Origin of the sequence: Shewanella fidelis ATCC BAA-318 (genome assembly GCF_000518605.1) — a bacterium.
GTDB classification, from domain to species: domain Bacteria; phylum Pseudomonadota; class Gammaproteobacteria; order Enterobacterales; family Shewanellaceae; genus Shewanella; species Shewanella fidelis.
Genome location: NZ_JADX01000004.1, coordinates 258,143 through 284,874 on the forward strand (window position 1 = coordinate 258,143; position 26,732 = coordinate 284,874).

The 26,732-nt window shown below is 43.7% G+C and carries 17 protein-coding genes and 1 pseudogene; 13 read left to right on the forward strand and 5 right to left on the reverse strand.

What is annotated here, in order from left to right:
- Positions 1 to 33 precede the first annotated feature (33 nt).
- A complete protein-coding gene (gene chrA, locus L884_RS0101050) occupies positions 34 to 1,224 on the forward strand; it encodes a chromate efflux transporter (RefSeq protein WP_028765743.1) in 1,191 nt (396 codons plus the stop codon).
- 78 nt (positions 1,225 to 1,302) lie between these two features.
- Here chrA and fdhF read toward each other — a convergent pair whose 3' ends face one another.
- Positions 1,303 to 5,598: a formate dehydrogenase subunit alpha gene (gene fdhF / locus L884_RS0101055; RefSeq protein ID WP_028765744.1), complete on the reverse strand. Its 4,296-nt coding sequence runs from the start codon at positions 5,596 to 5,598 to the stop codon at positions 1,303 to 1,305.
- Between the two features lie 866 nt (positions 5,599 to 6,464).
- Here fdhF and prfB point away from each other — a divergent pair.
- The 4 genes from prfB to L884_RS0101075 all read left to right on the forward strand — a co-directional run bounded on the left by prfB (position 6,465) and on the right by L884_RS0101075 (position 14,258).
- A protein-coding gene (gene prfB, locus L884_RS0101060) for a peptide chain release factor 2 (RefSeq protein ID WP_169731767.1) occupies positions 6,465 to 7,563 on the forward strand; the annotation gives its coding sequence in 2 pieces (ribosomal slippage) (positions 6,465 to 6,539 and positions 6,541 to 7,563; 1,098 coding nt in all).
- A gap of 12 nt (positions 7,564 to 7,575) precedes the next feature.
- The gene (gene lysS, locus L884_RS0101065; protein WP_028765746.1) at positions 7,576 to 9,081 is read left to right on the forward strand and encodes a lysine--tRNA ligase; all 1,506 of its coding nucleotides are present in this window, start codon (positions 7,576 to 7,578) and stop codon (positions 9,079 to 9,081) included.
- A 374-nt stretch (positions 9,082 to 9,455) separates the two neighbouring features.
- A complete protein-coding gene (locus L884_RS0101070; protein WP_028765747.1) occupies positions 9,456 to 11,360 on the forward strand; it encodes a hypothetical protein in 1,905 nt (634 codons plus the stop codon).
- A 450-nt stretch (positions 11,361 to 11,810) separates the two neighbouring features.
- The gene (locus L884_RS0101075) at positions 11,811 to 14,258 is read left to right on the forward strand and encodes a putative bifunctional diguanylate cyclase/phosphodiesterase (RefSeq protein WP_028765748.1); all 2,448 of its coding nucleotides are present in this window, start codon (positions 11,811 to 11,813) and stop codon (positions 14,256 to 14,258) included.
- Positions 14,259 to 14,578: 320 nt separating this feature from the next.
- On the opposite strand, the gene L884_RS0101080 is transcribed toward L884_RS0101075, so the two are convergent.
- On the reverse strand, positions 14,579 to 15,163 hold the full coding sequence (locus tag L884_RS0101080; RefSeq protein WP_037410137.1) for a pseudouridine synthase: 585 nt from the start codon (positions 15,161 to 15,163) through the stop codon (positions 14,579 to 14,581).
- A gap of 252 nt (positions 15,164 to 15,415) precedes the next feature.
- Between L884_RS0101080 and nagB the strand changes: the two genes are divergently transcribed.
- From nagB to L884_RS0101095, 3 genes are all read left to right on the forward strand, one after another.
- The gene (gene nagB, locus L884_RS0101085; protein ID WP_028765750.1) at positions 15,416 to 16,207 is read left to right on the forward strand and encodes a glucosamine-6-phosphate deaminase; all 792 of its coding nucleotides are present in this window, start codon (positions 15,416 to 15,418) and stop codon (positions 16,205 to 16,207) included.
- A gap of 186 nt (positions 16,208 to 16,393) precedes the next feature.
- Positions 16,394 to 16,930: an SRPBCC family protein gene (locus L884_RS0101090; RefSeq protein ID WP_037410138.1), complete on the forward strand. Its 537-nt coding sequence runs from the start codon at positions 16,394 to 16,396 to the stop codon at positions 16,928 to 16,930.
- A 62-nt stretch (positions 16,931 to 16,992) separates the two neighbouring features.
- Positions 16,993 to 17,664 carry a nitroreductase family protein gene (locus tag L884_RS0101095; RefSeq protein ID WP_028765752.1) on the forward strand — a complete coding sequence of 224 codons (672 nt, stop codon included), beginning with the start codon at positions 16,993 to 16,995 and terminating at the stop codon, positions 17,662 to 17,664.
- A 95-nt stretch (positions 17,665 to 17,759) separates the two neighbouring features.
- Here the strand turns inward: L884_RS0101095 and hmpA are convergent, their stop codons facing one another.
- A complete protein-coding gene (hmpA, locus tag L884_RS0101100) occupies positions 17,760 to 18,962 on the reverse strand; it encodes an NO-inducible flavohemoprotein (RefSeq protein ID WP_028765753.1) in 1,203 nt (400 codons plus the stop codon).
- 257 nt (positions 18,963 to 19,219) lie between these two features.
- Here hmpA and norR point away from each other — a divergent pair, with 257 nt between their 5' ends.
- From norR to L884_RS21530, 4 genes and pseudogenes are all read left to right on the forward strand, one after another.
- On the forward strand, positions 19,220 to 20,821 hold the full coding sequence (gene norR / locus L884_RS0101105; RefSeq protein ID WP_028765754.1) for a nitric oxide reductase transcriptional regulator NorR: 1,602 nt from the start codon (positions 19,220 to 19,222) through the stop codon (positions 20,819 to 20,821).
- Positions 20,822 to 20,845: 24 nt separating this feature from the next.
- On the forward strand, positions 20,846 to 21,163 hold the full coding sequence (locus L884_RS0101110; RefSeq protein WP_028765755.1) for a cupin domain-containing protein: 318 nt from the start codon (positions 20,846 to 20,848) through the stop codon (positions 21,161 to 21,163).
- A gap of 124 nt (positions 21,164 to 21,287) precedes the next feature.
- Positions 21,288 to 23,237, forward strand: coding sequence for a peptidase U32 family protein (locus tag L884_RS0101115; protein ID WP_084221378.1), 1,950 nt, complete (start codon positions 21,288 to 21,290; stop codon positions 23,235 to 23,237).
- A 463-nt stretch (positions 23,238 to 23,700) separates the two neighbouring features.
- A pseudogene (locus L884_RS21530) lies at positions 23,701 to 23,991 on the forward strand (PH domain-containing protein); the annotation flags it as partial.
- A 45-nt stretch (positions 23,992 to 24,036) separates the two neighbouring features.
- Here the strand turns inward: L884_RS21530 and L884_RS0101130 are convergent.
- A complete protein-coding gene (locus tag L884_RS0101130; protein ID WP_028765757.1) occupies positions 24,037 to 25,230 on the reverse strand; it encodes an AAA family ATPase in 1,194 nt (397 codons plus the stop codon).
- Positions 25,231 to 25,435: 205 nt separating this feature from the next.
- On the opposite strand from L884_RS0101130, the gene L884_RS22555 reads away from it, so the two are divergent.
- The gene (locus tag L884_RS22555; protein WP_051435482.1) at positions 25,436 to 25,873 is read left to right on the forward strand and encodes an HNH endonuclease; all 438 of its coding nucleotides are present in this window, start codon (positions 25,436 to 25,438) and stop codon (positions 25,871 to 25,873) included.
- A 6-nt stretch (positions 25,874 to 25,879) separates the two neighbouring features.
- On the opposite strand, the gene L884_RS0101140 is transcribed toward L884_RS22555, so the two are convergent.
- Positions 25,880 to 26,323 (reverse strand): SufE family protein, encoded by a 444-nt coding sequence (locus tag L884_RS0101140; protein ID WP_028765758.1) that lies wholly within the window; start codon positions 26,321 to 26,323, stop codon positions 25,880 to 25,882.
- Between the last annotated feature and the right edge of the window lie 409 nt (positions 26,324 to 26,732).

Consider the following 26,732-nt stretch of genomic DNA (forward strand, 5'->3'; position numbering starts at 1 on the left):
TATACTTAACCCGTTTTCCCATAAGGTGTTGGTATGCTGCAGATATTTCTACGTTTCTTCTCCCTCGGTTTAGTCTCTTTTGGTGGCCCTGCTGCGCACATAGGTTATTTTAGGCAAACCTTTGTCCAAGAACTCAATTGGTTAGACGATAAACACTACGGCAGTTTAGTTGCCCTAAGTCAGTTTATGCCCGGGCCGGGCTCGAGTCAGGTTGGCTTTGCGATTGGTTATCACCGTGGTGGCCTACTTGGCGGTATTGCGGCGTTTTTAGGTTTTACCCTACCTTCATTCATCTTATTGTTTTTATTGGCTGTAACCAGTAGTCAGTGGCTAGATTACTCATTTACCCAAGGTATTATTCACGGTTTGAAGTTACTTGCGGTAGTGGTGGTCGCCGATGCGATTTGGATTATGTTTAAGCAGTTTTGCCAGCGAAAACAGGCTAAATTATTAATGATGTTCAGCTGTGTCATCATTTTGCTGCAACCATCTATGCTGATGCAGTTTGGCTTGCTGATAGCGGCGGCTTTGGTTGGTCGCCACTATTTGTCATCAGCGGCGGGTTCAGAAGTTGATGCCAGTGCTCCTCCATTATCACAGCCAGTTAAGCTGAATTTCTTTTGGTTAAGTTTATTTGCTGGTTTACTGATAGCGTCATTGGTGGCAATCAGTTTATCAAGCCAAAGTAACATTACTAACCTTACGCAACTATTTAGCCAATTTTACCAAGTGGGAAGCATGGTATTTGGTGGTGGCCATGTTGTACTACCCCTATTGCAGCAAAGTGTTGGTGACAGTATTAGTCATGATCAGTTCTTAACGGGTTACGCCTTAGCCCAAGCGGTACCTGGGCCAATGTTTGCATTGGCGGCTTTTTTGGGTGCTGAGATCTGGATTGAACAGCCGTTAATTGGCGCGTTAGTCGCGACATTAGCCATTTTTCTTCCAGGATTTTTATTGATGCTGGTGGCCCTAAAAAGCTGGCATGCAATAAGTGCTAAGCCGCAAGTGACTGGAGCCATAGCCGGGGTTAATGCTTGTGTGGTGGGCTTTTTGTTAGCCGCGCTTTACACGCCTATTTTTACCAGTGCAGTGTTATCGCCAATTGATATGGCGCTAGTAGTATTAGGTTTTGGCATATTTAAAACCTTTAAGCCAAATATCTTTTTCTTGGTCGCAGGCTTTGGCGTCACAGGTGCGTTAATCGGGGCGTTTGTTAGCTAACCTTCTTTATAAAATAGAGAGATATAAAAAGGCCGTAAGAGTATGCTCTTACGGCCTTTTTTAAGTTTTAAGTAAGCCTTAGCTTGTGACCGCTTCTTGTGCTACTTCGGCCTTTTCCGCTTTAACTGCACAGACCTTAAACTCTGGGATTTTCGCCACAGGATCAAGTGCATTGTTGGTCAACTTATTAGCGGCTGACTCAGCAAAGTGGAACGGCAAAAACAATACGCCAGCTTGAGCGCGTTTAGTGACGAAGGCTTTTATCTCAATCTCACCACGACGAGTACTGAGTTTGAGCATATCGCCATTATTGATCCCTAGCTTTTCGGCATCAAATACCGAAATCATTACCTTAGCTTCGCCAAGTTGATTAAGCCCTTCTGTTTTACGGGTCATAGTGCCTGTATGGAACTGCTCAAGTAGGCGGCCCGTTGAAAGGATTAATGGGTACTCATCACAAGGCATTTCTGCTGGGAGTCGATAATGCACCGCGCGCATTTTGCCTTTACCATGAGTGAACTGGCTAGTATGTAGAATGGGTGTACCCGGATGCCCTTCAGCAGGGCATGGCCATTGTAAACCCTGACGACCATTTTCGGTTTCACTGTTGATAACAGCCCAAGTAATACCACGGTATTGCGGTGTCACATCGGTGATCTCATGCCAAATTTGCTTTTCAGATTGGTAGTGCCAATCTTCACCCATTTGGTTAGCAATCAGCTGAACAATCTGCCAATCATTTTTTGCCTGTCCCGGCGGCGTTACTGCAGGCAGGAGCTGTTGTACACGGCGCTCAGTATTGGTGAAGTGACCTAGCTTTTCAGCAAAGGCGGCTGCAGGTAACACAACATCGGCAAGCTCTGCTGTTTCAGTTAAGAAGATATCTTGTACTACGACAAATTCCGCCGCAGCTAAGCCTTGTAGTACGTGTTTTTGGTCTGGATCACTGAGTACTGGGTTTTCACCCATTACATATAGACCTTTTAATTCGCCATGACTTAGTGCATGCATCATTTCTGTAGCAGATAAGCCAATATCAGCACAAAGATCTTCTTTACCCCAGGCTTCACGGAAGCGCATTTGCACTAACGGATCGTCAAGTTTCTGGTAACCGCTAAAGTAGTTTGGCAATGCGCCCATATCGCAAGCGCCTTGTACGTTACTTTGGCCACGCAGTGGGTTGATCCCCGCGCCTTTTACGCCAATGTTGCCACACAGTAATTGCAGGTTAGAGATAGCGGTAACATTATCGTGACCTGAAGTATGCTGAGTCACGCCCATGGCATAGTAGACCGCGGTTTTTTCTGCGGTACCAATCATTTTCGCCATTTTGATAATGTCGCTGGCACTGACACCTGTGATTAACTCTGCATTTTTAGGGCTGTAATCTGGGCTCATGACCTCATCATAAAGCTGACTAAAGCCTTCAACCCGTGCCTGAATATAATCGAGATCATGCCAATCGTTTTTAATGATCTGCTGCATAATGGCATTGATGAGCATCACATCTGAACCGGGACGTTGAGCAACATAAAGCTCTGCCTTATCAGCAATGGATACCCGTTTAGGATCGGCAACGATTAATCTTGCACCGTATTCTTTAATAGCATGTTTGATACGCGAGGCAATAATCGGATGGGCGCTTTCCGTATCTGAGCCAAGAATAAAGATAAGGTCGCTATCTTTGATACTTGGGATATCGTTGGTCATTGCGCCGCTACCTAAGCTTTCACGTAGCGCGGTTACCGTCGAAGCGTGACATAAGCGCGCACAGTGATCGACGTTATTATTGCCAATCACACTACGGAAGAACTTTTGGAAAACATAGTTATCTTCGTTAGTGGCTTTTGCTGACGAAAGACCGGCAATTGATTTATTACCGTATACTTGCCTGATTTGTGCAAAACGCTGCGCAACAACGGCAATCGCTTCATCCCAACTCGCTGGAACTAGCTCACCATTTTTACGAATGAGCGGTGTGGTTAAGCGTTTGTCACTGCCAACAAAGTCAAAACCAAAGCGACCTTTAACACATAGCATACCTTGGTTAACTGGTGAGGACACATCACCGCTAACATGACGGATTTTGTTTTTTTGCTCATCAACATGCAGGTTGATGCGACAACCAATACCGCAATAGGTACAAATGCTCGATACGGTTTTAAGCGGCGCTTTCTGCGCAGCGGTTAAGCCTTGGGTCTTATCTCTTGAGTCAACCAATGCGCCTGTAGGGCATACTTGCACACAGTTACCACATTGCACACAGTCACTATCATTCATACTGACGCTAAAGCCTACACGTGGTGCTTTGCGTTCATCAGTTGCAGCTAAGCCGTCACCAGAAGTGGGTAGTGCTTGGTAATGATCTTTAGCAAATGAAATCGCATTGTGGCCGCTGGCACCTTTACAGGTTTCAACGCAAGCACCGCAGCTAATGCAACGGTTAGCATCAAAGGTGATAAATGGTGCACTAGTGTCAACGCTAAATTGTTGTGCTTGACTAAGATCCAGCTCGCTGGCTTTGACTTTATACTCAGTAGCATAATCGCGTAGTTTACAATCTGTGTTTGCTTGGCAGGCGCATTCAAGGCAACGTGCGGCTTCCTTCATGGCCTCATCGGCGGCAAAACCAAGCTCTACTTCACTGAAGTTAAGTGCTCGCTGTAATTTATCAAGCTCTGGCATAACACTGCGTGCTTGTGCTTTAGTGTCTGGGTAAAGCGTATCGGCTTTAATTGCTTTTAAGTTGCTTGTTTTATTGGCTTTAGTCGAGTTGAAAGGCTGTTTCACTAGCTCACAAGTTAAGCCTTGGCTTAGTAGCTTTTCAATCGCATCTGCCGCTTTACGGCCATCGGCAACCGCAGCAACAGCTGTGGCTGGGCCGGTGCGTGAGTCACCAATCACAAACAATTTATCAAGGCCAGCAGATTGTCCCGCTGACATAGTGTGTTCACAACCTTCAAAGGTATTCCAGCGTGTGAGCGCAACTTCACCAGTGGCAAGCTGGCTTTGTGGATGATCTAAGAAGTCCATATCAGGGGTTTGTGATACAGCTGGGATCACCGTATCGAAAGCTTCAGTGAAGGTTTCTCCAGTCGGTGTTGGGCTACGACGGCCAGAGCTGTCAGGCTCACCAAGTGCCATTATTTCAAAAGTCACCATAGCAACTCGGCCGTTGCCATCGCTGTGGTTTTCAATTGGATTGGTTAGGAAGTGAAACTTAATTCCTTCCTGCTCAGCTTCGTGGATCTCATAAGGCTCTGCTGGCATTTCATCGCGAGTTCGACGATAAACCAATGTTACATCTGCGCCATCGCGTTTGGCTGTGCGAGCACAGTCAATAGCTGTGTTACCACCACCAATAACAGCGACTTTTTTGCCTGTGCTAAATTGTTTTTCAGTGCAGTAATCTTTTAGGTAATCCACACCTAAATAGCAGCCTTCAAGCTCAATACCCGGATAGTTCATCGGTACGGCTTTTTGCGCACCAATCGCTAAGCAAACGGCATCAAAATCGTTGAGTAACCCATTGAGGTGAATGTCTCGACCTAGACGAGTATTAGTCGCGATATTCAGGCCGTTTTTGCAAAGCAAATCAATTTCTTTATCAAGGATGGCTTTAGGTAGTCTGTATTCAGGGATACCGTAACGTAACCAGCCGCCCGCTTGTGGCATGGATTCAAAAATGGTGACGTCATGGCCGCCGTTCGATAGGTAGTAACCTGCAGATATACCAGCTGGGCCACTACCAATAATGGCGACTTTCTTGCCGCTCGCTGGCGCTTTAGGCGGTACGTACGGATTGGCATCTTCAAGATCTAAGTCGGCGGCGTGGCGCTTTAACTGGCGGATAGCCACAGGCTCGTCAACCAGACCTCGGCGGCATTCAGTTTCACAAAAAGCAGGGCAGACACGGCCAATTGACAGTGGCAGAGGTAAGGTCTGCTTAATAACTTTAACCGCTTCTGTGTGGTCGCCTTGAGCAATATGGTACAGATAAGATTGTACATCAACCCCAGCAGGACAGGCCGTTTGGCATGGGGCTTCGCAGTCTGCAAAGTGATCCGACAAAATATTGTGTAGCGCGGCTTTACGCTGTTTACTTAATGCAGCCGACTGAGTAATAACCTCAATATTTTGTGCGCTGATGTCGCTGATCCGAGTATCGCATGCGCGTACATTGGTGATGTTGTTATCAGCGTCAATCAGCTCTACATGACACAGGTTACAATGCTGTTTGCTATCGTGCACCAGCGAGCTTGCAGGGCTTTTACAAAGATTGGGAATGGCGATATCCGCATTAAGTGCGACATCGAGCAGTGTGTCTTGTTGATTAGCTAAAAGGATTTTGCCATCAATTATTATTTGTTTCATCGCATGGGCCTTTAATTATAGGGTCGCAGCTTGATTATTGCCGCTCAGTTGCTTGGTAAGCTTTGGCGGTAAGATCAGCATTTGCAGAGAAATGGACTTGGCGAAATAGTTATATTTTGCAGTATACCTGTGGCCTTTTTTTACGCAGAAAATGCAGCTTAAGTTTTGGCGGTAATTGCAGCTTGCTTCACAAATGCCGCTAAATTGCGTACTTGGTTGATATTGTGTGGTGTTGGTGTGATCTGGTTATTGTTTTTGCTGGTACTGTGAGGCTGTAAGTCATTGACGGTTAATCTGCTTGGTATCTTTTTTACGAGTGTTTAGTGCTAAGTGGAGCGTTAAATTGCAAATCTATAGCATGTTAGTTGACTAATGTTATTGATATAATTGCTTTTTTGCTAACTAGGTTTTTTTGTGGTTTTAGGTGTGATCTGACGCACTACTGCTTGTGGTAAAGCGTTGCTTGTTTCGCTAAAACTGCCAAAGTTAATCGCTTAACATTGTAAAATAGACAGAAATTGATCTAAGCAGCTTAAAGCAATGAATTTAGTGTTGCTCTCGGCAGGTTGAATATTGCAATGATCCATTGCTGTAAACAATACGGCCTCTGCAAATGTGCTACTACAAGTAACAGTTAATAAAGGTTTTTTAGCTATGCTTTGCCGTTATTTGCGTAAGATGATTAGCTTTTTCTTGTGCAAGATACCATTGTTGAATAAATTTGCTGTTTTATGCGCTTTTGCCGCTAGGTTTCAATCTCAGCATGGGTTAAAATAGCGGGTTTTCCACATAGTCGTCACGGTTTAGGCTGTGGGCTATAAGCGAATTCTTAGTAAATAACTTAGCAATTAAAAGTTGATAAAATCATGTTTGAAGTAAATCCAGTAAAATTCAAAATCAAGGAGCTCGCTGAACGTACCGACCTTCTTCGGGGGTATCTTTGACTACGATGCTAAAAGTGAGCGTCTAGAAGAAGTTAGCCGAGAGCTTGAAAGCTCTGAAGTTTGGAACGATCCAGATAACGCTCAAGCTTTAGGTAAAGAGCGTGCAGCACTTGAAGCGGTAGTTAAAACTATCGACGATATGGACAGTGGTCTAGAAGATATCGAGGGACTACTCGAGCTTGCCGTTGAAGAAAATGATGAAGAAACCTTCAATGACGCCACCACTGAATTACAAGGTTTAGAGAAACGCCTTGAGGAACTTGAGTTCCGTCGTATGTTCTCAAAGCCACATGATGCATCAGATTGTTATTTAGATATTCAATCAGGTTCAGGCGGTACAGAGGCTCAAGACTGGGCTAACATGGTGCTGCGTATGTTTTTACGTTGGGGCGAAGCCCATGACTACAAACCAGAACTGATTGAAGTGACTGCGGGTGACGTAGCGGGTATAAAAGGTGCCACTATTAAGTTTACTGGTGAGTATGCCTTTGGTTCACTGCGTACTGAAACCGGTGTTCACCGTTTAGTGCGTAAATCGCCATTTGACTCTTCTGGTAAGCGTCACACGTCTTTCTGTTCGGTATTCGTTTACCCAGAAATTGATGATTCGATTGAGATTGATATCAATCCAGCGGATTTAAGAATTGATACCTACCGTGCTTCAGGCGCGGGTGGTCAGCACGTTAACAAAACTGAGTCGGCAATTCGTATTACCCATTTACCGACTAACACAGTTGTGCAATGTCAGAATGACCGTTCACAACATAAGAACCGTGATTCGGCAATGAAACAGTTAAAAGCAAAGCTGTATGAGCTAGAAATGCTGAAACAGAATGCTGATAAGCAAGCCGCAGAAGATGCCAAGTCAGATATTGGCTGGGGCAGTCAGATCCGTTCGTACGTGCTTGATGATGCGCGTATTAAAGATCTACGTACCGGCGTTGAAAACCGAAATACCCAGAGCGTGTTAGATGGCGATCTGGACAAGTTTATTGAAGCTAGCCTGAAATCTGGCCTTTAACGAGAGAAGAAGATGACTGAACAAATCCAAGACGAGAACAAGTTAATTGCAGAACGTCGTGCTAAATTAGAGCACATCCGTACGAACTGCCCAGCAAACGGTCACCCGAACAACTTCGATCGAAAACATAAAGCGGCAGACATTCAAGCTGAGTTTGGTCATCACACCAAAGAAGAGCTTGAAGGCATGGGCATCGAGCGTTCAATCGCTGGTCGTGTAATGGCTAAGCGTGGTCCATTCTTGGTTATCCAAGATGTGAGCGGTCGTATCCAAGCATACGCAGGTAAAGACGTTCAAAAAGATCTGAAAGAAAAATTCCAAGGTCTAGATATCGGTGACATCATCGGTGTGACTGGTCAGCTACACCTTTCAGGTAAAGGCGATCTATATGTGAACATGGAGCAGTACCAATTGCTAACTAAAGCATTGCGTCCGCTACCAGAAAAGTTCCACGGTCTAACTGACCAAGAAACGCGTTACCGTCAACGTTACGTTGATCTTATCGTTAACGAAGACTCTCGTGCAGCATTCGTAATGCGCTCGAAAGTGGTTACCGCTATCCGTAACTTCATGGTGAAAAAAGAGTTCATGGAAGTTGAAACACCTATGATGCACAGCATCCCAGGTGGCGCTTCAGCGCGTCCATTTATCACTCACCACAACGCACTAGATATCGAAATGTATCTACGTATTGCACCTGAGCTATACCTTAAGCGTCTAGTGGTTGGTGGTTTTGAGCGTGTGTTCGAAATTAACCGTAACTTCCGTAACGAAGGTTTATCGCCACGTCATAACCCAGAATTCACTATGATGGAATTCTATATGGCGTATGCTGATTACGAAGATCTAATGGATCTAACAGAAGAGATGCTAAGCTCTATCGCTACTGAGCTTTGTGGTTCTCCGCTACTTCCATACGGTGAGCACACTGTTGACTTTGGCGGCCCATATGCTCGTCTAAGCATGTTGGATGCGATCAAGAAGTACAACCCAGACAACGCAACTATTCAGTCTATGACTTATGAAGAAGTTAAAGACGTTGAGTTTATGCGTGACTTGGCTAAGAGCCTAGGTATGACAATTGAGAAGTTCTGGACTTGTGGTCAATTACTTGAAGAGATCTTCGGTGAAACTGCAGAGCCTAAGCTAATGCAACCGACATTCATTACTGGCTACCCAGCGGATATCTCTCCATTGGCGCGTCGTAATGATGAAAATCATTTCATTACAGACCGTTTCGAGTTCTTCATCGGTGGCCGTGAAGTGGCAAACGGTTTCTCTGAGCTTAACGATGCTGAAGATCAAGATAGCCGTTTCAAAGCTCAAGTTGATGCTAAAGATGCGGGTGATGACGAAGCAATGTTCTACGATGCAGACTACATTACTGCACTAGAGCACGGCTTACCACCAACAGCGGGTCAAGGTATTGGTATCGACCGTTTAGTGATGCTATTTACTAACACGCACACAATCCGTGACGTGATCCTATTCCCAGCAATGCGCCCACAAGCGAACTAATTTTGCAGGACTGATACCGTTAAACGGTATCGCTAATAAAAACCAGCCAATCGGCTGGTTTTTTATTTTCAGCTCTAAACCGCCATCCTTAGTATAAAAATATGACCGCTATGCTGACGCGTTACTTCTGGGGTGATTGGAATAAATTGCAGTTATTCCCTTTGAATTGGTTCGCCAAAAATTGCTCGAAGTAGAGCAAATTTTTTACTGATTGGTATAACTTGCCAAAATCGTTTTGAGTCGATCAACTTCTCATATTGATTGGTTTTATTGATAAAATTGTAAACCTTTTATTAATGGGGTTTATTCTTGTCGATGTGTTTTGTAAACTTTAGTATTACTATTGTTAATGTGATATTGGAGTTAGTAAGACGATGGCATTTGATTATGGATCGATCGACATAGGGCTCAAAAACCCGTTTAAAAAAGAGGGGGCCGTTACAAGTCTTCGTGGCTTAGTCACCACAGTACTTGGTGTCTACTTACTTATTGAAGCGGCTGCAGTCGTTAGAGACAGCGCTGCTGTTGGCTGGATTTTAGTGGTATTTGGCCTATTTTTGTTGGGCAGTGGCCTTAAAATTACCACCCAGGGTATTATTGCGATGTTGCGTTACTTTGTTGGGCGTAATCACCCAACGTCGCTAGCGTATAACCATAGTCGCTCTGAAACGACATCTGCCGAGCAAGAGTCAGGATATGTAGCATATACTAAACAGCGCTTAATCGAGATGCTTGTTGGTCGTAAAAATGCCACATTTGTTGAGCCGCAGGGTTTCCTTGCTCGTTTAGTGCATACTATTTTTCCTAAGTTAACCTTTATGCCTTATCCGGTGCGTAATATGGCGCAGCGTTTATTTGGCGCTTGGGTAAAAACTGTTTTGGCGTTGGTCGCTTATGCGTTAACGGCATTTGTTTCTTTGGCAGGGTTTGCCGGCGAAATTGGTGAGTTTGCCTTCCCAATTTACTCGATTTTACTGACACTTTATCTGATAGGTGTTTGGCGTTCAGCTGGCCGTGCTCTTGCTCGTAGTGCCGATCGTAACATTCCATCAATGGGTACCAAAGAGTTAGCTAAGGTGATTGCTACTGCTATTGTATTGCCAGTGGTGTTAGCAGCAGGGCTTGCTTACTTTATGCAAGTAACAAGCGTTAGCATGGCTCAATTACAGCAAATGCTGCAATTTTTGCCTGACTTTCACGCTTGGGCGTATTTCATCACAATCGTTGTAGCGGCCATTATTAGCTCGGCGCTGATCAGTATGATGATCTTTAAGCGTATGGCATTGACTGATCCAAAAGTTGAAGTATCAGAGCTTAGAGATAATTGGCAGGAATCAATTCATCCGAATGAGATTTTCATTAACCTTGATAACTTAGTGATGGCTAACCGCCGTTATAAGGAAGTACCAAACCGAGTTTACCAAGAACTAGAGCCTAAGCTTAATGAGCAAGTTGAAGGTAAAGGCAATTTCTTCGGTGAGATGTTACAAGAGATCCAACCTAAGTTTAAGGCTATGGAATTAGGGGCTGCGTTTACTTCTGTGCGTATGCTGAGTCTTATTTTAGGTAATGCCTTATTTGTCTGTGCATCAGTACTCACAGTTTGGCTGGCTTTTGGTGTTGTCGATTTATATAACTTTGTTGGTGGTGTGCCGCTGGATGTGATTATTGAGCAGTCTACACCTGAACAAATTAATAGCCTAAGCGACATGTCAGGTACGATTATTCATCTAACCTTGGTGGGCATTTTACTGCGTGCTTTTGCGCATATGCTTGCGAATGGTGCCCATCTGTTTTTTGCTGAAATGCAGTTCGTAAGTCAGCTTATCTATATGAAAGTAGAAGGTACCTTCACTGAGTCTCGCATTTCAACAGGTACGGGAATACACGATTCTACTCGCTCAGAAAACACACTAGTGCGCTCAAGTATCACGCCATGGGTTGTTGTGACTCAAGCGGTATCGAGTACTTTTGCGGCAACAGGGATGAGAAACTTAGAGCATCCACGTTATATTTTGGAGATGCATAAGGATGAGCAATCGTTAGACAGTATTCGTCGCGATGTAGTGAGCTTTATTAAAGACCGTGAGTCGATTGCAGCAATTACCAGTGAGCGCGATCTGCGTAATGCTTCTCAGATCCATGAGATCAACGAGCAGTCTCGAGCCATACCGATGCAATCTCAAGATAAGTTGGCTATCACAGAGCAAGAAGAGCAGGCAGCGGCTCTGTTGCGTCAACAAGCTGAAGAAGATACTAAGGCGCCAACTCCGGCTTAAGTATAGAGTGATGTGAAATTGAACTGAAGTTAATAAGGAGCACTAACGTGCTCCTTTTTTTACACAGAATTATTTTGTTTTGTATTGAGAACAGGCTCCATTTTTTAACTGGTTTTTGTTTGTAATATTAGGTTAGTAGCTGCGTATTGTTGTCTGCTTGTCAGTTTGTCCTGATAGGTTTTTTAAGTAATTACAAAAATGAGTCGCTACTAATGGGTATGGGGAAATTAGTTGTGAAATAAAAAGGGGTTTTGTTAGTCATGCATCTGGGCTCACAACTCATTCTATATAACAGTTTTCGAACTTTAACTTTATTTTTATACCTAAAAACACTAGTGTGTCGTCGGATTAAACACTTTTTCCATTCTCCTCTTTACAGAGTTCAGTGAGTAAGGACGCTTTACTCGCTTGATACTATTTAGCTTTATCATGCAGTTTTAGGACACGAACTTGATTAATATTGAAATAACGCAAACGCAACGGGATGACTGGCAGCTATCTATTGATACGCTGGCACGAATAGCCAGCTGCGGGGCCGGATTATGGAGAGTTAATCAAGTCGATACGCTGGAGCTCGTTGTAGGGTGTCAGTTATCTAAGCAAACACGAGATTGTTTAAGCTCCAAGCGTAAAGTATTTAAAAATGCTAACTGGCAAGTTGGTATAAATAATCAAAGTATTGCAGCGATATGTTGGCCAGGCGGCGCATTATATGGCTATCTATATTTATGCTCACCTGAGCTAACCCTAGATAATCAACGTCTATTAACTGCATTTAAAAAGAGTTTTGAGCGTGACTTGGCTGATAGCTATCGTGTATTTCGACTTAAGCAAAGTGAAACCAGAAAGCTTGATGCTGTTGAAGCCCCCGTCAGTTTGCAGCAGTTTATAGATTGCATCAAAGAACATGTGTGGATGAAAGATGCTAGCGGGCGCTATGTTTTGGTTAATCACAGTGTGGAACTGGCGTGGAGCCGCAGTAGAGAGCATATTCTAAACCGCACAGATCATGAGCTTTTCGAACCTAGATTAGCTAATCATTTTGTTACTACAGATGAAGAAGCGATTATTAAAGGCATTGAGATCTCTGCTGGTCAATGTGAAGGCTTAGATATCGGTAATGTTGAGTCCTGGTTAGAAACGACTAAATTACCGATTTTTGAAGCCAATGGTGAGCTAGCTGGGGTGATTGGAGTATCACGTAATATCTCCTCACATAAGGCCGCGCAAGATCAACTAGAGCTGGCATCTAGAGTGTTTGAAAACGCAGTTGAAGGTGTGATTATTACTGACATCGAGGGCACGATTATTAATGCTCATGGTGCATTTCAGGAGATCACAGGCTACAGCAAAGATGAATTACTTGGCCAAAATCCACGACTACTCAATTCTGGTCGCCATAGTAAGGCGTTTTTTAGCAAGATGTGGAGTGATTTGCTTACCGAAGGTAAGTGGCATGGTGAAATTTGGAATCGGCGTAAAAATGGCGCGATTTTTCCGCAAATTCTCAATATCAGCTCAGTTTATGACGACGATAAAAAGATCCGCTTTTTTGTAGCCGTCTTTAATGATATTTCGGTGCAGAAACAAAATGAAGCTGAATTAGAAGAGGTCGCATTCCATGATCCTTTGACTAAGTTACCTAATCGAATGGGTCTCAGCACACGCTTAGCTCAAGAACTAAAACAGGCACGACAGACCCATACTCGACTGGGTCTAGTTTATATTGATGTCGATCTCTTTAAACAGATCAATGAAAGTTATGGTTATCCTGTCGGGGATAAAGTGCTGCTAGAGCTAAGCCAGCGTTTTTTACGTGAGCTTGATAACTCAGCCACCATCGCCAGACTAGGCAGTGATGAGTTTGCTGTGACATTGTCTAATATAAATAATAGCGACATGATGCTATTGAGTGTTAATAAACTCAGACAAGTCTTTGATAAACCATTCACGCTAGGCGAACATGGACAAGCTCGACTAACCGCGAGTATGGGTGTTGCTATCTGTCCCGATGATGGGCAAACCCCTAGTAGTTTGATGGTTAACGCCGAAATTGCCATGCATAGAGCTAAGCATGATGGCCGCAATAATTATGCTTTTTATACTGAGTCATTGACGCAAGAGTCGGCAGCTAAACTCAAGTTACAAAGTGCATTACATGATGCTTTATCTATCAATGCCTTTCATCTGGTATATCAGCCAAAGATTAGCTTTAAAACAGGAAAACCAGTTGCCTTTGAAGCATTACTGCGCTGGAATGATCCTGTGCTTGGTAGCATTTCACCAGCGGTTTTTATTCCTTTGGCAGAAAAGATAGGTTTAATTCAAGATATTGGTAACTGGGTATTGAAAACCGCCTGCAAGCAGGCTCAAAGCTGGCGGGAGCAAGGTGTTCATTTCGGACGTGTAGCAGTTAATGTCGCAAGTCAGCAATTGCAGCGCCGAAGCTTTGTTGCTGAAGTAGCTGACATACTTGAGCAAACAGGTTTGCCAGCTAATTGCTTAGAGCTTGAGGTTACTGAAAGCGGCATGATGTCTGATCAATTGCTTGTCAGTCAGTATCTTGCAAAACTAGGTCACATGGGGATTGAGCTTTCAATTGATGATTTTGGTACCGGGTATTCGTCACTGAGCTATCTAAAAAAACTGCCGATCCATAAGCTCAAAATCGACCAGTCTTTCGTTGCTGGCTTGCCGTTGGATACTCACAATACCGCGATAGCGAAAGCGATTATTGCCATGGGGCATGCTTTAAATTTGCGGGTGGTCGCTGAAGGCGTCGAAACTCAGGCGCAAGTGGATTTCCTAAAAGGTTGTGGCTGTGATGAAGTGCAAGGCTATTTCTACAGCCGGCCACAATTGCCTGAAAACTTAAGCGAGTTTTTGCTGCAGCATTAGTGGTTGATTAGTTTATTTTAGTTCAATAGGTTGGCAGCGATAAAACGCTAATCGTTGCCAATGTTAAACCCAGTAATTATACCAATCAGTATAAACATTTAGTCACTCAGCGAGAGTTTAGCGGTTTTGAGGCAAGGCAACGAGTGAAGAGCATAGTTGTTCTACGGTTAAGCTCGTTAACACAGCATCAGAATCGCTAAAACTCGCCATTCTGGAGCGTTTTTGGCTGCCTACTTCTGCGTTGATTAGCTTTATAAGGGAATAACCATTATTGCAGCTATTCGCCTTGAATTAGTTTGCCAAAAATCGCTCTGAGTAGATCAAATTCTTATACTGATTGGTATTACATCACCAGGTTGCATTGTGCCAAGTTGTATATGCGCAATTCTCACTCTAACCAGCCTAAGGGTTGGTAAGCCCACTGCTGCAGTCATTTTCCTAATTTGGCGGTTCTTGCCTTCACTAATGGTGATAGATAACCAACTGGTGGGACCATGGCGCGGATCGCGGATCTTTTTACCACGAGCAGGCAGATTTGGCTCAGTTGTTAACACGTTAACTCGACAGGGGAGGGTTTGATATTTCTCGCCTTTAACACCAATTTCAACTCCTTGTTGCAGTTGCGATAACTGAGCAGAACTTACCTTGCCATCAACTTGAACATAGTATTCTTTTTCAACGTTTTTACTGCGAATAAGGTGGCTTTGCATGCCATCGGTGGTTAACAGTAATAGACCTTCAGAGTCGTGATCAAGCCGACCAATTGCCATGGTTTTATCAGGAAAGTGATATAGCTGTGCCAGCACAGGTTTGCTTTTACGCGTTTCAGGCACAAACTGGCTTAAATAACCGTAAGGTTTATAAATAACAAAATGGCTATGTTGTACAGAGGTGGCTTCGGGCATGTAGGTTATACCTAGTTAATGGTGAAGTTGATTATACCTTTTAGCCTTATATATGAACATTCACTATAGATTGATCATTTAATAGCTAATGACAGCGTTGTCATTTAAGGTTATAGTTATGTTAATTGTTAAATGGTTACCGCTGTTTTTAGTTGAATTTAGTTAAATCTGGCGGCAGGAATAGGTTTACTGAACAGTAAAGCGAAGTTAGCTTACTGTGGTTGGTAGCGTCACAGATATTGGATCAAATTTATGCAAATCGTAATATTAAAAGACAGTGCGTCAGTGGCAGAATATGGCGCAAATATTTTTATTAAGCAGCTGCAAAAGAAGGCTGATTCAGTATTAGGCTTAGCAACAGGATCGACACCAGTATCACTTTACCAAGGCTTAATCGCGGCTAATAAGGCAAAGCAGATCTCTTTTAATCAGGTCACGACATTTAATCTCGATGAATATCTTGGCTTAGAGGGGACACACCCACAAAGCTATCGCTACTTTATGAATGAGCAGCTTTTTGATCATGTCGATATCGATAAAGCGCAAACTTTCGTACCACCAGGAGATGCAGAGAACCCTATTGCAGCATGCCAAGGTTATGAAGATCAGATTAAGGCTGCTGGCGGTATTGATATTCAATTGTTAGGTATTGGTCGCAACGGTCACATCGGCTTTAATGAGCCTTCATCAGGCTTAATGTCACGCACGCGAGTTAAAACTCTAACTAAAGCTACTATTGATGACAATGCACGTTTCTTTGAAGCAGGGGAATATCAACCACACCTTTCAATTACCATGGGTATTGGCACGATTTTAGATGCAAAAAAAGTGGTCTTGTTAGCAACTGGTGAGGCTAAAGCGGATGCGATTAAAGCGACTGTCGAAGGCGCATTAACTGCAGCATGCCCAGCATCTGCTTTGCAGTTACATCAAGACGCGGTATTAGTGATTGATGAAGCAGCAGCTTCAAAACTTACCGATAGTGACTTCTACAAGCACATTGAAGCAGAGAATCAAAAGTTGATGGCTAGACTAGGCCTATAACCGCGAGTATCTGTTACTCCTACCAAATAGAAGACAAGCATTGCTTGTCTTTTTTTTTTTTTATAAAAGCATTCATTCCAGCTCTTATGATGCAGACTGTCATTATGTTAATAATATGTTTATTCTTAACTTACCTTCTGCATAACCTAATTAGGTTATGCAGGCTTGAAATTAAGAGTAATTATTATGCTAAAGAAGCTTCTACTATTCGTTCTAGTGATTATTGCACTCCCCTTTGTAGTAGCACTAATTGTCGATAAAACTTATTCAGTTACAACCCAAGTTATTATCGATAAACCGGTTGCACAAGTGTTTGCCTATGTAAAACAGCTTAAAAATCAAGATAACTTTAGCGTTTGGGCGCAGATGGATCCAGCCATGGAGAAACACTATCGTGGCACAGATGGAACCGTTGGCTTTGTTGCTGGTTGGCAGAGTGACAAAGAGGATGTCGGGGCTGGCGAGCAAGAAATTATGCGAATTGATGAAGGTAAGCGTATTGATTATGAACTGAGGTTTTTCAGACCGTTCGAGTCAACAGATTTAGCCTTTATGGAAACTCAAGCGTTATCAGCGAACCAAACACAAGTGATCTGGGGTTTTGATGGTCATCTTGATTATCCGATGAATTTGATGTTCCTGTTTATGGATTTTGAAGGCATGATAAGTAACGACTTAAATCAAGGATTAAACCAATTAAAAACAGTACTAGAGACGCAGTAATTAGTGATTAATTGCCATGCGAACGTTGGAATAGCAATGCGACAATAAATTGAAGGTAAACCATGACAGAAGCTCATCACCCACTGAATGATTTTATTGAATACCCGCAAGATGAAATGCTTGAGCGTGCCAAGCTAAATTATCAACAAGTACAGCGTCGCCACTCTATACGAAAGTTTTCCGATAGAGCCGTGCCCCGTGAAATCATCGAAAAATGTATTTTAGCAGCAGGTACAGCCCCAAATGGTGCCAATCATCAACCTTGGCATTTTGTTGCGATTAACAGCCCTGAGATAAAAGCACAAATTCGTCATGAGGCGGAGGCGTTAGAGCAAGCTTTCTACGCGGGAAGAGCTGGTGAAGAGTGGCTTGATGCTCTCAAACCGTTAGGGACTAATGCCGACAAACCTTACCTTGAGCATGCTCCTTGGCTAATCGCTATTTTTAGCAAAAAGCGTTCAGAGGAAGAGGGTGAGCAAAAGACCAATTATTATGTACATGAATCAGTTGGTATTGCGACTGGCTTTTTAATTCAAGCGTTGCACAATGCAGGACTCGGTACCTTAACTCATACACCTAAACCTATGTCGTTTTTAAGTAAGGTGTGTGGTCGTGATAATGCGAATGAGCGACCGTATATGCTAATCATTGCCGGTTATCCGAGTGAAGATGCCACTGTGCCAGAGCACGCCCTACAGAAAAAGTCGCTAGCCGAGATCTGTGACTTTATTTAACTGAGTTTTATCGTCAATGCGATAGTCGATATACAACAAAACGGACGCCAATTGACGTCCGTTTTTAGATTGTCGATATTATCTTTAGATGTTAATTATAAATCAGCGTGTGGGCCAAACACTTCATAGTGAATGCGCTCATTACTAACACCGAGCTCTAGTAACTGCTGCTTAGCGAACTGCATGAAAGCCACAGGACCACATAGGTAATAGTCGCCATCAGTTAGCGGCAATGAGTCTTTAAGCGCGGCAAGATTCATAAAACCTTGATGTATGTTGGCTGCTGCGATAGCTTCATCAGCATTGGCTATGTCGCGATACCAAGTATGCTGTTGTAAGTTTAGTTGCAATCCTAATTGCTCAACTCTTTGATTAAATGAATGCTGCTCAACACTTTCGCAGGCGTGAAGATAGAACACAGGTTTGGCAAAAGATTTAGCGGCAAGCATCTCTAACATTGACTGCATTGGAGTGACGCCAACGCCTGCAGAGATAAGCACTACTGGTGCTTCACGCTCTTCATAGTGGAAGTCTCCTGCTGGCGGATAAACGTCAATTTTATCGCCGATATTTACCTGTTCATGTAGATAATTCGACACTACGCCGGGTACGCCAACAGCTTCTTTCTTGACGGAGATACGGTATTGTTTACCGTTCGGTTTATCTGATAATGAATATTGGCGAATTTCTTGATAGTCATGATTAATGGGCGCCACACTAATGCCGAGATATTGTCCTGACTCAAAGTCGATAACAGCTTGTTTATCTGTTGGGGCAAGCGTAAAACTGGTTACCAGATCAGACTCTTTTGTTTTTGCGACAACCTCAAATTGACGTGCTCCTTTCCAACCACCAAGTGTATTTTCATTTCTATGGTATAGCGTGGCTTCTCGGTCAATAAAGATCCCGGCAAGCACGCCGTATGCTGCAGCCCAAGCTTCTTCAACTTCAGCGGTAAAGGCATCGGGAGCTAATTCGCGCAGTGTTTCTAATAAGTGGTGACCAACAATAGGGTAATGCTCAGCTTGAATGTTAAAGCTAGTATGCTTATGAGCAATGCGCTCTACAGCACCGCTTAGCGCCCCTAGATTATCGATATTTTTGGCATAGGCAGCAACGGCATTGAAAAGTGCAGCGGGTTGGCCGCCAGAGTGTTGGTGGCTTAAGTTGAAAATATGTTTAAGCTCAGGATTGTGCTTAAACATGCGCTTATAGAAGTGCTCGGTAATCGCAGTGCCTGCTGACTCAAGTAGTGGAATAGTGCTTTTTACTGTGCTGATATGTTTTGCAGATAACATCTAAATATCCTTTATTGATTATGTATCTTCGCGGCTGCGAACGCGTAGGTCTTGACCTTATATAGCCAGAAGTGTGCCAAGTTATAAAAAGTTATTTATACGGGTTTTTTAAGGGGTTAATCTTTATTGTGTAGTCAAAATGACTCTTTTGTCATGTAGTCATAAAGACTCTTTTGGTCGTTTTTGTTGTTTCTAGAGTGGCTATGCTAAGCTCAAGTAAACGAGCGGTTTAGCATAGAGAAATAAGGTTGGCGCCAGTGAGCGAAATATCTTCTACAGCTTTAATTGAGCTGGCATTAAATTTAACAAACAGCTTAACGGATGGAGATAGGTTTGAACGCTTGCTCAGTACAGTGCGTCAAGCTGTTGCGTGTGATGCAGTGGTACTGCTGCATGTTCAAGGTGACTATTTAAAGCCATTGGCGTTGCAGGGACTAACGAAAGAAACCTTAGGTCGACGATTTGAGATTGCTGCACATGGCCGTTTTCAACAGATCTGTCATTCCACGACGCCACTGCGCTTTGCCGCAGACTGTCCACTTGGAGATCCCTATGATGGCTTATTGTTGGCACATGAGGGAGATTTACCGGTACATGCTTGTATGGGGCTACCTCTGCTGTCAGACGGTAAACTAATAGGGGTGTTAACCCTTGATAGCATGGTGCCCAACGTTTTTGATGACATCCCCAACCGCACTTTAGACATGATAGCAGCTATGTCTGCTGCGACCCTAAAAACCGCCATGTTGCTGCAGCAGCTCGAACAACACTCCAAACACAATCAACAAGTGGTTGCCGAATTAACTCATGAAGCGCTAATTAAGGATGGTGGTGAGCTAATAGGCGAGAGCCCTAGTATGCTTAAACTCAAACAAGAAATTGAGATGGTAGCAACGTCTAACTTTTCAATATTGATTGAAGGGGAAACCGGTGTAGGTAAAGAGCTGGTTGCTCGTACATTGCACCGCCAGTCTAGACGCAGCCAAGGACCCCTTGTTTATGTTAATTGTGCGGCCTTGCCAGAGAATTTAATTGAAAGTGAGCTATTTGGCCACGTCAAAGGTGCGTTTACGGGGGCCGAGCGCACAAGAACCGGCAAGTTTAACCTCGCCAGTGGCGGCACTATTTTTTTAGATGAAATTGGCGAGTTGCCATTGGCGGCGCAAAGTAAGTTGTTAAGGGTATTACAAAATCAAGAGATCCAAGTCGTCGGTAAGGATGATGTGGAATATGTTGATGTAAGGATTATTGCAGCGACCAACAGGCAGTTACGTGATGAAGTTGAGCGAGGAACTTTCCGTGCCGATCTTTACCATCGTTTAAGTGTATACCCGGTTATTGTGCCGCCCCTTAGGGAGCGTGATGGCGATATTAGTTTGCTATGCGGTTACTTTATTGAAACTACGCGGCGCAAGTTAGGTATGCAGCAACTGACGTTAGCTAATAATGCAATGAAAGTGCTAAATGATTACGACTGGCCGGGTAATGTGCGTGAGTTAGAGCATGTGATAAGCCGCGCGGCTTTGCGGGCTAGAAACGATAGCCGTTCACCGATTATCCGCATAGGCTTAGCTCATTTGGCGTTAATGCTAGCTAGCGATAACAGTTCACAAGCGCCAAATAGCACCTCAGTTGATAATTCACAACTGACTGTTTGCGACCATGCTCAGCTTCAAGGGGAGATTAATTTAAAGCAGCAAACTGAGGATTTTCAGCGGCAACTGATTTTGCAGATCTTAACCCAGCAAAATGGCAATTGGTCCGCCACGGCTAAACGTTTACAAATAGATAGAGCAAACTTAAATCGTTTAGCCAAACGTTTGGGAATTAGGATCAGCAAACGCATCGAACTATCATAGTGTACTTAGCGTTGGGAGGAGCTGATGCAAAAAAATAATCTGTTAACTGATTTACCTGTGGATTTAACCCTGGAGGTGTTTGAGCCTTTGGTTAAAACAGAGCAGTTATTGATTGAGCGAATTGTCTCAAAAGCCCATGTTACACCACAAGGACAATGGTACGACCAAAAACGAAGTGAGTGGGTGATGGTTATGCAAGGGGCGGCCAGACTTGAATTTATTGATGGCAAATGCGTTGTTCTGCAAGTGGGAGAGCATCTAAATATCCCCGCTCACGTTAAACATCGAGTGGCGTGGACCAGCGAAGAAGTTGAGACTATTTGGTTAGCGGTTCACTATTAACCGCGATTAAGAGTAATCATGAGTTGGTTAAAAATTGATTTTATATTAGCTAACGCCAAAGCTGACTGCTTTTGCTATAATCTTCGCCCAAAATATTTGTGTTAACCCTTTTTGAGTGATTTTTATGAGCAATGTTGGCATCTATACTCCTAGCGATAAGCTCGGCGGCAAGTCTGCAGATACGGTGCAACCTCCACTAGAGATGCAAAATAACCGTTTAGAACTGTTGGCTCCGGCTAAAAATGCCGACTACGGTATAGAAGCGATCCGCCATGGTGCTGATGCAGTATACATAGGTGGTCCTGCATTTGGCGCACGTGCCACAGCGGGTAACAGCGTCGAGGATATCGCGCGTCTCTGTCGCTTTGCTCATCAATATCATGCCCAAGTATTTGTTGCTATCAATACCATTTTGATGGACGACGAATTAGAAGCGGCGCAGAAGCTTATCTGGGAAGTATATGAAGCCGGCGCAGATGCACTTATTGTGCAAGATATGGGGATATTGCAACTCGATTTACCACCAATTGCCTTGCATGCCAGTACACAAATGGATAATCGTAGCCCTGAAAAGGTGGCTTTCTTAGAGCAAGTTGGTTTTTCGCAAGTGGTACTTGCTCGTGAGTTAGGTTTAAGCCAAATTCGCGATGTTGCCGCAAAAACTAACATGCAGATTGAGTTCTTTATCCACGGCGCATTATGTGTAGCCTTTAGCGGCTTATGTAACTTAAGTCACTCATTTAGCAATCGCAGCGCTAATCGTGGCGAGTGCTCGCAGATGTGCCGTTTGCCTGCGGATTTAAAGACCCGCCAAGGTGATGTCTTAGCACAAAATGAGCATTTACTCTCCCTTAAAGATAATAACCAAACTGACAATTTAGAAGCCTTGATTGATGCGGGCGTGCGCTCGTTTAAAATTGAAGGACGTTTAAAAGATCTCAGCTACGTTAAAAACGTGACTGCGCATTATCGGCAACAACTCGATGCCATTATTGCCCGTCGCCCTGAATTTGTCGCTTCATCTCATGGCCGTTGTGAACATACTTTTACCCCAGATCCTGAAAAGACTTTTAACCGCGGCAAAACAGATTACTTCGTGCATGAACGTAGTCAAGGGATGAATGACTTCCGCTCTCCAAAGTATATTGGTGAAGAGGTGGCAACGGTTAAACGGATTGGTAAAGACTTCATCGAAGTCAGTTCAACAGAAACCTTCAACAACGGTGACGGTCTATGTTTCTTCCCAAGCGATTATGCTGAGGCGAAACAATCTGATGACAAGCTAAAAGGCTTGCGTGTAAACCGCGCTGAAGGTCTAAAGTTGTTTGTTACCCGTATGCCTAAAGAGCTGAAAGTGGGGATGACAATTTATCGTAACCACAATCAAGCCTTTGAAACCATATTGGCTAAAGAGTCTGCTAAGCGGGTTATTGGGGTTGATTTGGTGCTAGCTGATACTGATGACGGTGTGTCGCTGACCATGACAGACGTTTATGGCCACACAGCAACTCAGTCATTAGTCATAGAGAAAACCGCAGCGACTGATGTTGAAAAAGCACAACAAGGTTTACGTAAGCAGTTAGCAAAGTTGGGTAGCACAGACTTTAAAGCCCATAACATTTCAATTGCAACCAGTGAGACTTGGTTTATTCCTACCTCACTATTAAATGGCCTTCGCCGAGATACAGTTACCGCGCTAGAACAAGCACGTGTTAATGATTATGTGCGTCCTAAAGCATGGAAGTATAACCAAGATGCGGTTTATCCGGTTAAGCATTTAAGCTACTTAGGCAATGTTGCCAACGAGCAGGCGAAAGCGTTTTATCAGCGTCATGGTGTCATTGAAATTCAAGATACCTATGAGAAGAACGGTATTAGTGAAGATGTGCCGTTAATGGTGACTAAGCACTGTTTACGTTTTAACTTTAACCTTTGTCCAAAAGAGGTGCCGGGGATTAAAGCCGAGCCTATGATATTAGAAATAGGTAAAGACGTACTTAAGTTAGTGTTTGACTGTCCGAAATGTGAAATGATGGTGGTAGGTGAAAACCGACAAGTTCGTACAGCCGATTAGCTTCGCTTAACATCAGCGAGCTAATTTAACGCTCTCAAACTATTAAGGAAAATAGCAATGGGATTATTAGATTCGCTGATGGGTAATGCATCTGAGGTTAACCTAGATGAGTTAACCCAAGAGTAAATACCAATTAGTATAAGAAGTTGATCTACTCAGAGCGTTTTTGGCAAACTAATTCAAGGCGAATAATTGAAAGAATGGTTGTTCCCTTGTGAAGTTATTCAACGCAGAAGTAGGCAGCCAAAAACGCTCCAGAATGGCGAGTTTTAGCGGCGCTGATCCTGCGACTCTTGATTATAAAGAGGAAGCTTGAACCTAGTTCTACTATGCTCTTCACTCGTTGCAAGCTGCATGGATGCAGCGAATGTCATTTAAGCAGGAGCACTTAATGACCTTGTCTCAGTGCCGCTAAATTCTCGCTGAGCGATCAAATCTTTATGCTAATTGGTATGTTATGGCAGATGATGAGTCGTTAGCCTTGGCTTATAAGGTTATTCGCGATATGTTCGTGTTTACCAATAAGCGCCTTATCTTAATTGATAAGCAAGGTGTGACAGGTAAAAAGGTCAGCTACCACTCAGTGCCTTATAAGTCGATTACCCACTTTGAGGTGGAAACAGCAGGCACCTTTGATATGGATGCCGAGTTGAAGATATGGATCTCAGGTCAGAAAGATCCATTAATTAAAGAGCTTAAGCGTGGTACAGATGTGGTGGGGATCCAAAAGACCATCGCAAATATGTCGTTATAAGCGCTCCACAAACTTATAACCAATCGCAGTGATGCTGCAAATGCATTAGCTGCGATTTTGCCAGTGCCAGCTGGGCTTACTCAATATATCTTGGCCCACAATTTCTGTTTGGCCTAACTGCTTATCTAGCTCAATCATATTGCAATCTTCAAACTGACTTAAGGCGTTAATCAGTCGATTGGCATGGGAAACAATCCAAAGCTGGCAATGGCTTGAAGCTTTTATGATTAAGCGTGAAAGTGCCGGCAGTAGATCTGGGTGTAAGCTGGTTTCTGGCTCATTGAGTACCATTAGCTCTGGAGGTCTAGGGGTTAATAGCGCAGCAACTAATAACAGATACCTTAAGGTGCCATCAGATAACTCAGATGCGGATAATGGCCTTAGTAGCCCATGTTGATGAAACTGAATACTTAAGCTGCCATTAGACTCATAGGCTATCACCACATGAGCGCCAGGGAATGCGTCACTAATGGCATTATCAAAACCTTCTCTATCACCTATTTCAAAAATTGTTTGAATCGCTGAGGCGAGATCTCTGCCATCGTGGTGCAATACAGGCGTTTGGGTGCCGAGCTGTGACTTACGTGCTGGCGCATCACTATCACTTCTAAAATGATCGTAAAAACGCCAAGCTCGGATACTGTCTCGTAAGCGGATCACTTCGGGGGTACGCTGAGGATCAGCAAGCTCAGTAAAAATACTGTCGCTATGTTGCATCTGTACATTCAGGGTGTGCCAGCCAGCAGGACTATTACTGCTTGGATCGCTATCGGCTCGCGTTTTGACTAAAGCACTGCGGCGCTCGAGTAATACCGTTGCAGGGCGGTAAAGCTCTCCAACCCATATCGCTTCGCGCTTAATTTGTGGATCTAAACCAAATAGGGTGGTGGAGTCAGGTTTAGGTAACCCTAGCTCAATTAAATAGCTAAACTCATCGCTGGCAAATCCCAGTTTTAGGCGTTTAACTTGTTGGCGTACCGTTGGTTCGACCTCGACTTCTCCTGTAAGCATGCGCTTAGAGATATGTTCAGGCCCAGCCCAAAAACTTGAATCTAGGCCGCCTTCTTGAGCAAGTGCATTTACCACACCACCTTGAGCAGTCTGTGCCAGCAAACGCAGCGCTTTATAGAGGTTAGATTTACCACTGCCGTTGGCGCCAGTGACTAAATTTAGCCGTGATAGAGGGATCACTATCTCGCGGAGAGAACGATAATTTTGAATGGCTAAAGTGGTCAGCATAATGAGCTCATTTCTGTTAGTGATTGCAGTCGCTAATAGTTGCCTGCCGTATGATCTGTTGCTGGCTACAAGATAAAAGCTTAATGTTGATAACGCGCTTATCTTACCTGAGCAACATAGAGTTTTCGAGGATGAGCGGCTGAATGAGTTTACTGTGGTGACTTGTTCGCAAGCAAAGATGGTTAAAACATAAAAGGAATTGGTTATGTGGTCGGTAACGTTTCAAGCAGAAACAAGGCGAAGTAAGTCTTATAAGACAGAAAATGGCGCATTGAAAGCGATATGGAAATGGCTGAAGTCTAATCAGCATCAAGGTATCGACAGTCATGCAATTTTGATTGCTCCCGGTAATGCGCCTGAGCGTTATGATGATTGGCAGGCGTTACCTTTTACTGAGTCAAAACAAGATTTTTATCAGTCTGGCAAGTGGTTAAAGTTAAGGGTACAGGCGTTTGAGTTATATGGAAACCGCTGTGCCTGTTGCGGCATTACGCCGGCGCAAGGTGCCACAATGCACGTTGATCACATAAAACCGCGCTCTAAATATCCACAGTTAGCTTTGGATATTCAGAATCTGCAGATTTTATGTGAGGCATGTAATAAGGGGAAATCCAATTATTCTGAGACCAAGTGGCGTAACTAAAGCAGGTTAAGCCACGGCCTTTATCGCATCAGCCAATGCCAGCAAACCATTGGTGCGAGAAGGGCTCAGCTGGCCGGCAAGACCTAATTTTGCGAAAAACTCATTAGGTTCAAACTCACTAATCTCTGCGCTGGTTTTACCATTACACGCAATTAATAGCAGTGTGATTAAGCCTTTTACAATGCGAGCATCACTATCGGCGATAAAGTAATGTAAGCCATCAATTTCTGCGTGATATAGCCAAGCGTTGCTCTCGCAGCCGCGCACTTGAGCGCTTTCGACACGCAGCTGCTCATCAAGTTTAGGCAGTGTTTTACCGAGTAACATGATCTGGCGGTAACGTTCTTGCCAGTTTCCAGCTTGCTCAAATAGCGTTAATGTCGCTTGTAGATCGTTATCAAGGGTTGCAGTTAAAAACTGTTCATTAGCGGGTTGAACTGGCTGACTCATTAAATGACCTAAATTGAATTAATTAAATAAATAAAAACGTGTTTAGCTTTCTACAAGGTCCTAGGCCCTAGGGCGCTTCGCTCAGAGGGCGGGCTAAAGCCCTGCTAGGATAAGCCAAAGCTAAAAGCCAAAAGGCAAAAGCCAAAAGCCAAAAGGCAAAAGCCAAAAGCTAAAAGCCAAAAGGCAAAAGCCAAAAGCTAAAAACTCAGGCTGTTATCTTTGCTCTGCCTAGGACCTGCATTTAGTAGGACCTAGGCCCTAGGGCGCTTCGCTTAGAGGGCGGGCTAAAGCCCTGCTAGGAAAATCTAAAAGCCAAAGCCAAAAGCCTCAGGCTGTTATCTTTGCTCTACCTAGGACCTGCTTTTCCTAGAACCTGCTTTTCCTAGAACCTGCATTAAGTAGGACCTAG

Bases quoted from the DNA above. Each gene is read 5' to 3' on its own strand.
- hmpA (WP_028765753.1), bottom strand. From the start codon at position 18,962: ATGTTATCTGCAAAACATATCAGCACAGTAAAAAGCACTATTCCACTA.
- L884_RS0101090 (WP_037410138.1), top strand. From the start codon at position 16,394: ATGCTAAAGAAGCTTCTACTATTCGTTCTAGTGATTATTGCACTCCCC.
- L884_RS0101115 (WP_084221378.1), top strand. From the start codon at position 21,288: ATGAGCAATGTTGGCATCTATACTCCTAGCGATAAGCTCGGCGGCAAG.
- L884_RS0101080 (WP_037410137.1), bottom strand. From the start codon at position 15,163: ATGCCCGAAGCCACCTCTGTACAACATAGCCATTTTGTTATTTATAAA.
- fdhF (WP_028765744.1), bottom strand. From the start codon at position 5,598: ATGAAACAAATAATAATTGATGGCAAAATCCTTTTAGCTAATCAACAA.
- L884_RS0101140 (WP_028765758.1), bottom strand. From the start codon at position 26,323: ATGAGTCAGCCAGTTCAACCCGCTAATGAACAGTTTTTAACTGCAACC.
- chrA (WP_028765743.1), top strand. From the start codon at position 34: ATGCTGCAGATATTTCTACGTTTCTTCTCCCTCGGTTTAGTCTCTTTT.
- L884_RS0101130 (WP_028765757.1), bottom strand. From the start codon at position 25,230: ATGCTGACCACTTTAGCCATTCAAAATTATCGTTCTCTCCGCGAGATA.
- L884_RS0101070 (WP_028765747.1), top strand. From the start codon at position 9,456: ATGGCATTTGATTATGGATCGATCGACATAGGGCTCAAAAACCCGTTT.
- L884_RS22555 (WP_051435482.1), top strand. From the start codon at position 25,436: ATGTGGTCGGTAACGTTTCAAGCAGAAACAAGGCGAAGTAAGTCTTAT.
- lysS (WP_028765746.1), top strand. From the start codon at position 7,576: ATGACTGAACAAATCCAAGACGAGAACAAGTTAATTGCAGAACGTCGT.
- L884_RS0101095 (WP_028765752.1), top strand. From the start codon at position 16,993: ATGACAGAAGCTCATCACCCACTGAATGATTTTATTGAATACCCGCAA.
- nagB (WP_028765750.1), top strand. From the start codon at position 15,416: ATGCAAATCGTAATATTAAAAGACAGTGCGTCAGTGGCAGAATATGGC.
- L884_RS0101110 (WP_028765755.1), top strand. From the start codon at position 20,846: ATGCAAAAAAATAATCTGTTAACTGATTTACCTGTGGATTTAACCCTG.